This window comes from Nesterenkonia sp. F (assembly GCF_000220985.1).
GTDB lineage: Bacteria > Actinomycetota > Actinomycetes > Actinomycetales > Micrococcaceae > Nesterenkonia.
In genome coordinates this window covers 1-12,380 of record NZ_AFRW01000112.1, presented here as the reverse complement: position 1 = coordinate 12,380, position 12,380 = coordinate 1, and the positions used below count along the sequence as shown (strand labels likewise).

General features: G+C 71.3%; 11 protein-coding genes and 1 tRNA gene. 5 read left to right on the top strand and 7 right to left on the bottom strand.

The window, feature by feature from the left end; genetic code table 11:
- Positions 1 to 187: 187 nt before the first annotated feature.
- From GU5_RS15975 to GU5_RS0109390, 3 genes are read right to left on the bottom strand one after another with little or no spacing between them, the layout of a single operon-like run.
- Entirely contained in the window at positions 188 to 1,843 is a 1,656-nt protein-coding gene (locus GU5_RS15975) for a cation acetate symporter (RefSeq protein ID WP_202797593.1), read from the bottom strand.
- On the bottom strand, positions 1,840 to 2,247 hold the full coding sequence (locus GU5_RS15050) for a hypothetical protein (RefSeq protein ID WP_010525327.1): 408 nt from the start codon (positions 2,245 to 2,247) through the stop codon (positions 1,840 to 1,842). Before GU5_RS15050 ends, GU5_RS15975 begins: the two co-directional genes overlap by 4 nt.
- A 56-nt stretch (positions 2,248 to 2,303) precedes the next feature.
- Positions 2,304 to 2,792 carry a hypothetical protein gene (locus GU5_RS0109390; RefSeq protein ID WP_010525326.1) on the bottom strand — a complete coding sequence of 163 codons (489 nt, stop codon included), beginning with the start codon at positions 2,790 to 2,792 and terminating at the stop codon, positions 2,304 to 2,306.
- A 318-nt stretch (positions 2,793 to 3,110) separates the two neighbouring features.
- Here GU5_RS0109390 and GU5_RS0109385 point away from each other — a divergent pair, with 318 nt between their 5' ends.
- Positions 3,111 to 3,431 (top strand): DUF4212 domain-containing protein, encoded by a 321-nt coding sequence (locus GU5_RS0109385; RefSeq protein ID WP_010525325.1) that lies wholly within the window; start codon positions 3,111 to 3,113, stop codon positions 3,429 to 3,431.
- Positions 3,428 to 5,110: a sodium:solute symporter family protein gene (locus GU5_RS0109380; RefSeq protein ID WP_010525324.1), complete on the top strand. Its 1,683-nt coding sequence runs from the start codon at positions 3,428 to 3,430 to the stop codon at positions 5,108 to 5,110. The genes GU5_RS0109385 and GU5_RS0109380 overlap by 4 nt, the downstream gene beginning before the upstream one ends.
- 96 nt (positions 5,111 to 5,206) lie before the next feature.
- Here GU5_RS0109380 and GU5_RS0109375 read toward each other — a convergent pair whose 3' ends face one another.
- The 3 genes from GU5_RS0109375 to GU5_RS0109365 all read right to left on the bottom strand — a co-directional run bounded on the left by GU5_RS0109375 (position 5,207) and on the right by GU5_RS0109365 (position 8,870).
- On the bottom strand, positions 5,207 to 6,577 hold the full coding sequence (locus GU5_RS0109375; protein ID WP_029514174.1) for an MFS transporter: 1,371 nt from the start codon (positions 6,575 to 6,577) through the stop codon (positions 5,207 to 5,209).
- A 141-nt stretch (positions 6,578 to 6,718) separates the two neighbouring features.
- Positions 6,719 to 7,996 (bottom strand): hypothetical protein, encoded by a 1,278-nt coding sequence (locus GU5_RS17300; protein ID WP_158217723.1) that lies wholly within the window; start codon positions 7,994 to 7,996, stop codon positions 6,719 to 6,721.
- Between the two features lie 244 nt (positions 7,997 to 8,240).
- Entirely contained in the window at positions 8,241 to 8,870 is a 630-nt protein-coding gene (locus GU5_RS0109365; protein ID WP_010525321.1) for a hypothetical protein, read from the bottom strand.
- A gap of 239 nt (positions 8,871 to 9,109) precedes the next feature.
- On the opposite strand from GU5_RS0109365, the gene GU5_RS0109360 reads away from it, so the two are divergent.
- Positions 9,110 to 9,182, top strand: a tRNA-Lys gene (locus tag GU5_RS0109360).
- A 73-nt stretch (positions 9,183 to 9,255) separates the two neighbouring features.
- Here the strand turns inward: GU5_RS0109360 and GU5_RS0109355 are convergent.
- Entirely contained in the window at positions 9,256 to 10,365 is a 1,110-nt protein-coding gene (locus GU5_RS0109355) for a phosphatase PAP2 family protein (protein ID WP_139084406.1), read from the bottom strand.
- A 653-nt stretch (positions 10,366 to 11,018) separates the two neighbouring features.
- Here GU5_RS0109355 and GU5_RS15040 point away from each other — a divergent pair.
- The gene (locus tag GU5_RS15040) at positions 11,019 to 11,636 is read left to right on the top strand and encodes a DUF47 domain-containing protein (RefSeq protein ID WP_010525319.1); all 618 of its coding nucleotides are present in this window, start codon (positions 11,019 to 11,021) and stop codon (positions 11,634 to 11,636) included.
- 6 nt (positions 11,637 to 11,642) lie between these two features.
- Positions 11,643 to 12,380: inorganic phosphate transporter (locus GU5_RS0109345; protein WP_010525318.1), on the top strand; the 738-nt coding region annotated here is incomplete at its 3' end.

Sequence of the window (12,380 nt, the reverse complement as noted above, 5' to 3'; positions counted from 1 at the left end):
GAGGGATACCCCAGCACCACCGCCACGCTCAGCGCACAGCCGACCAGCACCGTCGGCACTGTGCCCAGCGCGGGACGCACCAGTCCCTGGGTGACGAGCAGCACCACGGCCCAGATGACCGCCACGGCGACGGCCAGGATGACGCTACCGCGCACGCGGCCTCCTCCCCCGCGTCGATCGGCGATCGTCAGGGCGGCCAGCCGCTCGGCGGCGCGGTCGGCCGCGGTGCCGTGCATCCGCACCCAGCTGGCCTCGACGTCGTCGGGGGCGCGGTGCGCCGCGAGACCAGCACGGTGACCAGCGCGGCCGCCGGAGCGGCGACCAGCGTGGGGGTGGCCAGCAGCTCGCCGACGGCCGCGGGCGCCTCGAGGATGCCGCCCAGCGAGAACATCCCCACCGCCAGTGCAACGCCGGTGAGCATGCCGGCCACGCCGCCGGCCGCCGTCGTGCGGCGCCACCAGATGCTGAGCACCAGCACCGGGGTCAGCGCCGAGCCGGCCACGGCGAAGGCCCAGGTGACCATGGTGGCCACCAACGAGGGCACCGCCGGGGTGAAGGCCTCCGGACGCAGCGCGATGGCCAGCGCGGCCGCGGCGCCGGCGGCCAGCAGCGTGACCATCCGTCCGGCGCGGACGGCCTGCTTCTGCGTCGCCCGCGGGTTGATGTGCCGCTCGTAGACGTCATGTCCCCAGGTCGCCGCCGAGGCCAGCAGCAGTCCGGCCACCGTCGACATCGCCGCGATCAGGGCGGCGGCGGCCACCAGCCCCAGCCCGGTCTCGCCGCCATGGATGCGGCCGAGCACCGGCAGGGCGTGCTCGGGCACGCGCAGCACGCCGTCGACGGTCAGCCGCTGCAGCCAGGGGCGGGTCGCGGCGGCCTCGGGGATCGCCCCGCGCGCGGAGGTGCCGAGCATGACCGCCAGCGCGTAGAAGGCCCCGATGAACAGCAGCACCCACACGGTCGTCGTCCGCGCCGCGCGTCCCGTCGGGGCGGTGAAGCAGCGGTTCATCACATGCGGCAGCCCCGCGGTGCCCAGCCCCAGGGTGACCACCAGCGCGACCTGGCCCAGCTGCCCGTAGCGTGCGCCGGGCTGGCCGAAGACCGCCGGCTCGTCGCCGTCGATGTGGTTCTGCTGCTCGACCAGCGCCCAGCCGCCGTCGCCGGTCGGCTCCGGATTGCTCAGCGACTCGGCGCTGAGCTCGGCGACCTGCTCGCCGTAGCGGAAGCCGTCGCCGGTGACCGAGGAGGCCAGCCAGACCAGCGCGCCGAAGAGCAGCAGGAACTGCACCGCCTGGTTCCAGGTGGTCCCGCGCATCCCGCCGAACGAGACGACGACGGCGATCACCGCGGTGCAGACCAGCACCCCGGTGGCGTACGGGCTCAGTCCGAGGACCCCGTGGCCGACCAGCAGCTCCCAGGTGATGCCGCCGCCGACCGACTGCGGAACCAGGTAGCAGAGGATGACCAGCTGCACGACGCCGACCGCCGAGAGCCGCACCCCCTCCGAGCCCAGACGTCGGCCGAGGAAGTCGGCCAACGAGAACTCGCCGAAGCGTCGCAGCGGCGCGGCGACGAGCAGCAGCACCGGCACGAAGCCGGCGGCGAAGCCGACCGCGTACCAGGCGCCGTCGAGGCCGGAGACGTAGACGGCGGCGGCCACGCCCAGGAAGGAGGCCGCCGAGAGGTAGTCGCCGCAGATGGCCCAGGAGTTGGTCAGCACCCCGACCCGCTGGCCGGCCAGGTAGAAGTCCACCGTCGACGAGCGGCGCGGACGGGTGAGGAAGGAGACGCCCAGCACGACGACGAAGACCCCCGCGAGGGTCACCACCGACACCGCGCTCATCCGGGGCCCTCCCGCCGGTCGGCCGGCGCGTCCGCGCGCCCGTCGGCGTCGGCGGCAGACGTGGAGTCGGCGGACGAGTCGGCGTGCGAGTCGGTGCCCAGCATCCGCGACTCCACCGAGGAGCTCAGCGTGGCCGCGGCGATGCCGATGGCGGCGAAGAGCACGTAGAGCCCGACGGCGACCGTGAGGAACCCGGGGCTGAGGTCGCCGATCAGCCGGGCCTCCAGCCACCAGTCGGAGACCAGCGTCAGCACCGGGAAGGCGGCGACGAGGAGCAGGAAGAGCAGGAAGTAGGTCACCGCGATGCGCCGCTGCGTGCGGAAGACGGCGTCGACCTCGGCGGGCGTGTCGCGCACTTCGGTCCCGGCGACGTCGCCGAGGTCCTCAGGCTCCGGTGGGCGCATGAGGCCAGTGTATGCCGCCGGTCACGCCGCGTCGGCGTGCGCGCCGATCCGCGGGATCATGCCGCCGTCGGCCGGGTGCGCCACATCCGCACCCCGGCTCGCAGCAGCACGATCGCCCCGCCGACGGCCAGCACCAGACCCATCCCGGGCAGCAGTCCGCCCCAGGAGCCGGTGGTGGCCGAGAGCTGGACGATCCGGACGATCTGGGCGCCGGTGATCAGCGCGACGAGCACTCCGGGGATCAGCGCATGGGCGACGGCCAGCATCGGCCGCGGGACGAAGGCGCCGGCGAAGGCCAGGAAGCCCACCGCCAGCGTGACGATGCCCGGGCCGTCGGTGCCGCGCAGGCTGAAGCTCTGCTCGGCGATCGGGATGACCACCCAGGGCAGGAAGGCCGAGACGATCAGCATCAGCCCGCCGATGATCATCGCCCGGCTGCCGCCGTGGAAGACGCCCCAGCCGGTGGCCCTGCCCTCCTTCAGGCGCGCGCTGATGCCGCCGAAGATCCCCTGCGGCGCCGTCGTCGTGCTGGTGGCTCTGGACATGCGTCCAGTCTAGGAGTGATGCCTCTCACAGACGTCGTCGCAGGCCGGACGGCTCGACGAACGGCGCATTCAGCGCCACGAGTGGTCGGCGCGAGGCCGCGGACGGCCGCGCGACCCCCGAGCGACCGTTCGACGACGCCCGGCGACCGCCGGCGAAGACGCACCGCCCTCCGGCGGCGCGGCGCTTGTGATGGGACTCACAGTGCCGTGTGCTGTCGGTGTGCACCGCGTGCGCCGCCGCCGGCGACGCATGATCACCCGCTCCGACGTCCCGGACTCCAGGTCCGGGCGCTCGCACCGGACAGAAGGGAGGCTCCCATGGCTGATGCACCGCATGAGAGCACCTCCGGGGGCGTGACCGACCAGGACGACTGGCGGAAGCGCTACTGGAAGAAGAACCTGCGCCTGATGGTCTCGCTGCTGGCGGTCTGGTTCGTCGTGTCCTACGGATTCGGCATCCTGCTCATCGAGCCGCTGAACACCATCGAGATCCTCGGCTTCCCGCTGGGGCTGTGGTTCGCCCAGCAGGGCTCGATCATCACCTTCGTCATCCTGATCCTCATCTACGCGCTGCGGATGGACCGCATCGACGACGAGTTCGGGGTCTCCGAGCGCGGAGAGGACGGTGAGCGGCGATGACCGACATCCAGATCTGGACCTTCGTCTTCGTCATCCTGACCTTCGGCATCTACATCACCATCGCCTGGCGCTCGAGGGTCAAGGAGACCAAGGACTTCTACGTCGCCTCGCAGGACGTGCCGGCCTTCGCCAACGGCGCCGCCGTCGCCGCCGACTGGATGTCCGCGGCCTCGTTCATCGGCATGGCCGGACTCATCGCCTTCCTGGGCTCCGACGGCTCGGTCTACCTGATGGGCTGGACCGGCGGCTTCGTGCTGCTGGCGCTGCTGCTGGCGCCGTACCTGCGCAAATGGGGCAAGTACACCGTCCCGGAGTTCGTCGGCGACCGGTACTCCGAGGGCGTGCGCGTCGTCGCGGCCATCACCGCCATCCTGGTGTCGTTCACCTACGTGGTCGGCCAGATGAACGGCGGCGGCATCGTCTTCAGCCGCTTCCTGAACCTGAACCTGACCTGGGGCGTGATCGTCGCCGCGGCGATCATCTTCATCTACACGGTCCTGGGCGGCATGAAGGGCATCACCTACACCCAGGTCGCGCAGTACACGGTGCTGATCATCGCCTACCTGATCCCGGCGGTGGCGGTGGCCCAGCAGACCACCGGCCTGCCGATCCCGCAGATCTCCTACGGGCAGATCCTGGCCGAGCTGGACGCACTGGGCCGGGAGTTCGGTCTGCACGCCTTCAGCGAGGCCTTCGTCGGACGCGACGGCGGCCAGCTCGACGTCTTCCTGGTCACCGCCTCGCTGATGCTCGGCACCGCGGGCCTGCCCCATGTGATCATCCGCTTCTACACCACCAAGACGGTCCGCGGAGCCCGCTATTCGGTCTTCTGGGCGCTGTTCTTCATCTCGCTGCTGTACCTGACCGCTCCGGCGGTCGGCGCGTTCACCAAGCTGAACCTGCTGCAGGGCGTGCAGGGCGCCTCGGCCGACGAGCTGCCCAGCTGGATCGACACCTGGGGGCAGACGGGACTGGTCCAGGTGGCCGACGGCGTCGACACCATCGAGACGGTGTCGAACAACGCCGCCTCCGGGGCCGACCTGATCGTCAACAACGACATCCTGGTGCTCGCCAGCCCGGAGATCGGCGGCCTGCCGGCTCCGATCATCGGTCTGATGGCCGCCGGCGGCATGGCCGCGGCGATGTCCACGGCGGCCGGACTGCTGCTGGTCATCTCCTCGGCGGCCTCGCACGACCTGTTCTTCCGGGTCTTCCGCCGGAACTCCGGCGCCTCGGAGAAGGAACAGATGCTGGTCGGGCGACTGGCCATGGCCGGAGCGATCGTCGTCGCGATCATCGCCGGCGTGAATCCGCCGGCGTTCGTGGCCCAGGTGGTGGCGTTCGCCTTCGGACTCGCGGCGGCGACGTTCTTCCCCGCGATCATCCTGGGCATCTTCTGGAAGCGGGCGAACGGACCCGGCGCCACCTCCGGCATGCTGGCCGGCCTGCTGTTCACCGGCGGGTACATGATCTACACGCTGGAGATCTTCGGCACCGGCGCCAACGACCACATCTTCGGCATCAGCCCGGAGGGCATCGGCGCCATCGGTGCCGTGGTCAACGCGGCGGTGACCATCGTGGTCTCGAACCTCACCGCGCCGCCGAGCCGGCACGTGCAGGAGATGGTCGAGGAGATCCGCTACCCGCAGAGCCGGCAGGAGGTCGGCACCGGCTCCTGATCGACCCCGCCCCGGCCCCACCCCGACCCCGCACGTGTCCCCGTCCGCCCGCCGCACCCCGGCGGGAGGACGGGGACACGGCTGCGTCGAAGCGGTTCAGTCCAGCCGCCGGCGGGTGGTGTCCGGGGCGAGCACCAGCATCACCGCCACGGCGACGACGACGCCGGCCAGGCAGACTGCGAACGCTCCGGAGAGCCCCAGAGCCGGCTCCAGCTGCCCCATGAAGAGCAGCGGTCCGACGCCGGCGCCGATGCGCGAGATCGTCGAGGCCCAGCCGAAGCCCGATCCGCGCAGCGCCGTCGGATACAGCTCGGAGACGTAGGTGTAGAGCACCGGGATGGCCACCTGGATGAGCAGCCCGTAGCCCAGCACCATCGTCAGCACGGCGTCTGGCAGGTGGAGCACGCCGCCGAGGCCGACCAGCAGCGCCGTGGCCGCCGGCGCGGTGACCGCCAGCAGCAGCCGCCGGCCGAGGAGCTCGACCAGCAGGGTGGAGACGATCACGCCGAGCAGCCCGACGCCGGCCATCCCGGCGGAGGTGATGAAGGCCCGCGACTGCTCGTAGCCGGCCTCGATGAGCACCTGCGGCATCCACTGCAGGGCGATGTAGTAGACGGTCATCACCGCCAGGAAGAGCAGCCAGGCGACCAGCGTGATGCGCCAGCTGTGCTCCCAGACGCGGCGCAGCTGGGTGACGATGCCGCCGAGGCCGAGACGCTGCGCCGGCACGCCGGCATGCAGCACGTAGTCCCGCGGCGTCGCTCCGGTCCGCTCGACGAGCCGGTCGATGATCCGCCGCGCCTCGTCGAGGCGACCCTGCCGGATCAGGAAGAGCGGGGATTCGGGCATGCCCAGCCGCACGGAGAAGATCAGCATCGCCGGCAGGATCATCGCCAGCAGCGGCAGCCGCCAGTCGCCCCAGGTGCCGACCAGCCAGGCGGAGACGACGCCGGCCAGCGTCGCGCCGATCGGCCACCAGCCGTCCATGGCGGTGAGCACGCGTCCGCGATGCTTCGCCGGAGTGAATTCGCCGACCAGGGCGTAGTCCACCGGCACACAGCCGCCGAGGCCCACGCCGGCGAGGAAGCGGAAGGCGACGAACCAGGTGATGTCGGTGGTCAGCACCCCGGCGAGGGTGAACAGCGAGAACACCAGCAGCGTCCAGGCGAAGGCCCGACGCCGGCCGATGCGGTCGGCGATGGTCCCCCACAGCACCGCGCCGACGGCCATGCCGATGAGGTTGGCGGTGCCGATGAGCCCGGCCTGGGCGGCGGTGAGGTCCCATTCCTCGCTGAGCAGCGGGATGAGCACGCCGTTGAGCGAGACGTCCCAGGCGTCGAACATGAAGCCCAGGCCGCCGATGAGAAAGATGCGGCCCTGGGTGTTCCAGCGCCAGGGCAGGGTCTGGACTATCTCCTCACCGGTAGGGCGGGGGTCGTCGACGGAGGCTGTGGTGTTCTGCGGCACGCGGGAAGTGTAGACCAGACGCGTCCGGCCCCGCCCCGGCACGTCACGCGCCGGGGCGGAGCCGGAGGTCACGGTGTTCGCTGCGCGGGCTCAGCCGGTCATCCGGGACTCACTCCCATTCGACGGTGAGCTCCTCGGCGGTCATGTCGACCACTGGATCGGCGAAGGACTGAGTCGTCTCCACCTGCTCACGACCGCCGCCGGCCCGAACGTCCATGACTGCCTCGACGCTGCCCGAGATGTAGCTGCTCGCCAGATTGGGGCTGGACCTGTCCAGCTGCGGCTCGATCGACTGCAGCTCCTGCTCGGCGCTGGAGTCCATCGAGCGCTCGATGCTGTCCGAGACGATGTCATAGCCCTCGCCGTAGACGTCGATCCGCTGGGGGAGTCGAGGCCGCAGCCCGGTTCGCGCTGGGGTGAGGACAGGCACTCGTCGACGGCGTCGCCGACCACCTGTCGCCAGGAGCTCAGGCCGGACTCGCTCAGCGTCACCTCCGTGTCCATCGAGAACATGCTGGTCCCGTCGGCCAGCAGCTGCTCGCCGCCCTCCAGCGTGAAGTTCTCATGGTCGATGCCCATGGTGTAGGCGGCACCCATGAAGACGTAGGCGTCGTCGGCGCTCGCCTCGACGCCGTTGACGGTCAGCGGCAGATCGCCGGCGTCCGGCAGGCGCAGGTCGGTCGTGCCCTCCACACTCCAGGTGCCGTCCTGGTTGCCGACCTGGAAGCGCTGCGTGACATCTTCTTCCCCGACGGTGAAAGAGGCGGTGACCTCCTTCATGACGTCGAACTCGTCGGTCTCGACGGGCGTGACCTCGATGCCGCTGATCGGCGCGGACTCGAGCGAGGCGGCCAGCACCTCGTCGGTGAGATAGGTGGTGTCCGAGGGCCTCTCGATCAGACTCAGAGCCGTCTCGGCGTCGCCCTCGGCAAGGGCGGTCAGGTATGCCTCCACGGCGCTGTCGGGTGCGGACGCGGCGTCGTCCACGGCCTCGGCGTTCTCGCCGTCCTCGGACTCGTCGCCGCCCTGACCGATGAGCAGCACCAGGACGACCACGACGATGATGACCAGGCCGACCACGCCGCCGATGATGCCCAGGATGACGCCCTTGCCGGGGCCGCTGCCGCCGGATCCGCCGGCGCCGACCGGGCCGTCACCGGGGCCGTAGGGCCCTCCGGGGCCTCCCGGTCCGCCGGCGGCGCCGCCCGGGGGCTGGGCGCCGTAGACCGGCGGCTGGCCCCCCGGGCCCGGCTGGCCGGGCTCTCCGGGCTGGGGCGGCTGGCCGTAGGGGCCGGGGTGCGGCGGCTGCTGGGGCGGCGGTCCCGGCTGGCCGGACGGTCCCGGCTGACCCGACTCGCCCGGCGCGCCGGCCGCTCCCCAGGACCCCGGATGCCCGGGCTCCTGGGGCTGCGTCGGCATGTTCTGCTCGTCCTGCGGCCCGCGGGCATCGTCGGCCGGCGGCTGCCATCCCGGTCGGCCGTGCTCGTCGTCGGGCCGGGAGCCCGGTGGTGTGAACCCGCTCATCGTGGTGTTCCCCTCGTCTCGTCGACCGTCCGTGACGGCCGTCCATCCTCTTCTCGTTGCGCGCGCCGTCTGCGTCGCCGCGGCGACGTCGTCACCCACGACGGATCGGCGCATCGCCGCCGGCGGGGGGGGGGGGGATCTAGTCGAGCGTACCGGCCCGCTGCGCCCGTGCGGAGCTCTCCAGCTCCTCAGCCGTGCGCACCAGCTGTCCGGCCTGCGACGTCAGTCGCGCCGCTTCCTGGTGCGTGCCGGACCTCTGATCGTCGGCCGAGTGAGCCTGACCGCGGGCGATGATGCGGCAGAACGCCGCCGCGCGGTCGAAGGCGACGTCGATGTCGCCGCTGTACATCCCCGCCAGCACCATGTCCGCGAGCTTCGTCATCTCCTCGGCGGTCGGCGGCTCGGGGACTCCGGCGATCACCTCCGGCGTCGAGGCGCTGCGGCCGGCCCGGTAATAGGCGGCCATCCGATCGGGATCCGCCTGCACGGCGGCCCGGATGGCGTAGATCCGCCACAGGCTGCCCGCCAGGGAATGCGCCGGAGAGTCGGACCACAGCTCGGCGATGGCCTCGATCCCCTCCGTCTCGGCCAGCCGGATGAAGCGCTCGGTGATCTCCGGATCGTCGGAGTCCCGGCCGTGGTGGACGAGAGCATGAGCGGTGTCGTGCGCCGCCTGGGAGATCGCGGCGGGATCCGCACCGCCCTCCTGGTTGTCGAAGACCGCAGGCTCGGTCATCTTGGGTCGGCGATGACGGGGTGTGGTGCTCATCACGCCTCCTTCCGGTGGGGACGATTATGCCGCGCAGCGGGTCTGACCACCAGGGTCGCAGACGCGGCACGACGGCGCGATCCGTTCTCCACAGGCGGCGTCGAGGTCGCCGTCGCCGCCGGGACGTTCAGCTCCCGGGACGCGGCGCGGGCACTCCGAAGTCCTCCGGCGGACCGGACGGACACCGATTCCATGGGCTAGGATGGATGCTGGCCGGGCGCGCCCTCCGGCCGCATCACGGGCCTTTAGCTCAGCTGGCAGAGCATCGGACTTTTAATCCGCAGGTCGCGGGTTCGATCCCCGCAGGGCCCACGACGAGAGACCCCCGACCAGGACTTCCTGAGCGGGGGTCTTCGTGCATCCGGGACTGTCGGCGCGGCGCCGCTCAGCGCCGGTCGCGCAGCGCGGACTCGGCCTCGGCGACCACCGGGGACTCGGGCGTCGCGGCCGCACCGGCACCCACGGGGCGGGCGACCGCCGCGTCGTCGTCCCGGTCGGCCAGCTCGGCGTCGAGCACGGCCTCGTCGACGGAGCGCCGACGCCGTCGGGTGTTGCCGGTCGCCCAGGCGCCGATCGCCACGGAGGCCCAGCCGATGGCCATGCCGGCGATGTCGTCCGGGATGTAGTGCCAGCCGAAGTAGAGGGTCGCCACCATGGTCAGACCGAAGAAGGTCCACGCGCACACGCGCATCAGCAGACGCTGGCCGGTGTAGTGCATGAACAGCGCGGCGGTGAAGGTGACCGAGACGTGCAGCGAGGCGAAGCCGGCGATGCCGTGGATCTTCTCGCTCATCGTCGGATCGGCCAGAAAGTCCAGCCGGTTGTAGAGCAGCGAACCCTGCAGGTCGCTGACTCCGGTCTCCGGCAGCACGCGGAACAGGTCCGGGCGAGCGAAGATCGGCCCCAGCGAGGGGATCAGGTAATAGCTGACCACGCCCAGCACCCAGTTCAGGCTCAGTGCGGTCGCATACCAGGCCCCCACCGAGATCCTCCGGCTGCAGACCAGGAAGAAGCCCAGGCTGAGGGGCACCAGCGGCAGGTAGGCCAGGTAGATGAAGGAGAGGAAGTCCGCCGTCAGGCCGGTGCCCAGGATCGTGTGGAGCAGCACGGCCGGATCCACTCCGCCGCCCAGCCAGCGATCGAAGGTCAGCAGCTGCTCGTCGAAGAGCACGCCGTCGCGATAGATCGGCAGGACGTTCTTCAGATTCCGATAACCGACGTAGCAGCAGTAGAAGGCCAGCAGCCCGACGCCGATGGCGAACACCCGGTACAGGCTCCACTCATAGCGGACCACGTCGATGACGCCCTGCGGCAGCTCCCGCCAGCTGCGGCGGCGCAGAGCGGCGGGGATGATCCCGGCCGCGAAGATCAGCAGCGCCAGCAGGGGCAGACGGACGTAGGCCGGCCCGAGGAAGCCGTCGGGGTCCTTCAGCGGCACGCCGACATGGGCCGAGGCCACCATCGCAGTCACCCCGACCACGAGGGACAGGCACACGGCGAAGGTGTACGGCCACCGCCGGATACGCGTCATCCACCCATACGTCATCTGAACATCATATAACGAACAGACGTCCTATGCCTGAACCGCCCGCCCGCTCGGCGCCGCCGTCGACGCGAGCAGCCTCACCTCCGGCCATCGCGTCGGCCGGACGATGCCGGCGGGTGCGAGGGGACTCACATCCGCCGTCCCCGCACACAGTTGACCGCCCGCCCCGCGCCGGTGGACACTGGAGACGTGCCGGGCTGCAGGTAACCCCCGGGCTCCAATCACAAGCCGCTTCGAGCGGCCACGCGCCGTGAGGCGTTCCCAGCCCGGCACACCTCAACGTCATCGGCATGAGCCCCGGCCGCAGTCTCTGGACTCCCGGGGCTCTGCTCATGCCCGCCGGGCGGCTTCCCGCCCGCCCGAGGCCGCCCGGCCGCTCACCGGGCCCTCGTCGCCCGGCGTCGACGACACCTCGACGCGAGGGAACCTCCGAGGCCGGCACACGGCGTACCATGCGGTTAACGCGAGGCGTATAGACTTCTCCACCGGACGACGGCGTCCGGCCGCCCGGGCCCGTCGCCCCCTGCGGCGCGCCCGATCCCCTCCGGCAGCAGGCCGGCGAATCCGTTGCACCCGCCCTTCCACCCCGAGGTACCAGACTGATGACCGCACGCCGCACCCCGGGACGTTCCCAGGTCGTGGATCTTCTGGTGGAGATCGCCCGCGAGCTCCGCCACGGCATCAACCTGCTCTCCGAGGTCATCGGCACCCCCGAGACCGAGCGCGAGTCGCTGCACCAGGACCTGGTCGGCCTGGAGGGCACGACCATGGACCTCCACGCCCGTCTGATGACCTCCATCCGCAGCGTCTTCCTCACGCCGCTGCCCCGCGAGGACATCTACGCGCTCTCCCAGATGCTGAACCGTTCGCTGGAGCACGTGGTCAGCGTCGGGGATCTGTTCATCGCCCGCGGCCAGCAGCGGCTGACCCGGCACACCTCGGACCAGCTGGAGATCCTCGGCCGCCAGGCGGACCTCACCGTGGAGGCGATGGCCCGGCTGGACGACTTCGACTTCCTCGAGGAGTACTGGGGCCAGATACAGCGGCTCACCAAACAGGCCCAGCGCACCCACCGCGCCTGGCTGACCGCCTCCGACGGCGCCTTCCAGCCGAACCTGGCGCACCAGCAGACGCAGCTGTCGGTGACCATGATGATGGCGGTGGAGAGCCTGCGCGAGGTCGCCACCGCGGCCGGCTCGATCATCGTGCGGGAGTCCTGACCCGACGTGGAGATCGTCCTGCTCGTCGCCGTCGCCGTGCTGCTGGTGCCCAATCTGATCGTCACCGGGCTGCACGACGTCCCCAACGCCATCGCCATCCCCACGCGCACCCGGGCGCTGAGCCCCCGGGCGGCGACCCGCCTGGCCGCCGGCGCCAACGCCGCCGGCGTCGTGATGACCTATCCGCTCGGCAACCAGCTGTTCAGCTGGTTCACCTTCCCCGAGATGGACACCGAACTGGTGCTGCTGGTCGTCGCCGGCGCGCTGATCGGCCTGCTGAGCTGGAACATCACCACCTACCTGCGCGGCGTGCCGACGTCGACCACGCACGGGCTGCTGGCCGGGCTGATCGGAGGCGCGCTGGCCACGATGCTGCTCGAGGGCGCCGACTCCACCGAGGTCCTCGCCCTCCCCTGGCATTCGCCGGTGCTGAATCTGCTGGTCACCCCGCTGGTCGCCTTCGGCGCCGCCTATCTGCTGGTCTTCCTGGCGGTCCGTGCGGCCCAGGGCCGGGATCCCGACGCCGTCCACAGCACCAGCCGCGCCGCGCAGGCGGTCTGCGCGGGCGTGACGAGCTTCGGCACCGGAGTGCAGCAGGGCCAGCGCTACATCTTCGTGCTCCTGCTCGCCTCGCAGAGCGCCGGCCTCGACCTGCAGCCCTGGCTGCTGCCGATCCTGCTGGCCTTCGCCCTGCTGCGTGGGGCTGGGCTGCCTGCACGGCGGCTGGCGCATCGGCCACATGCT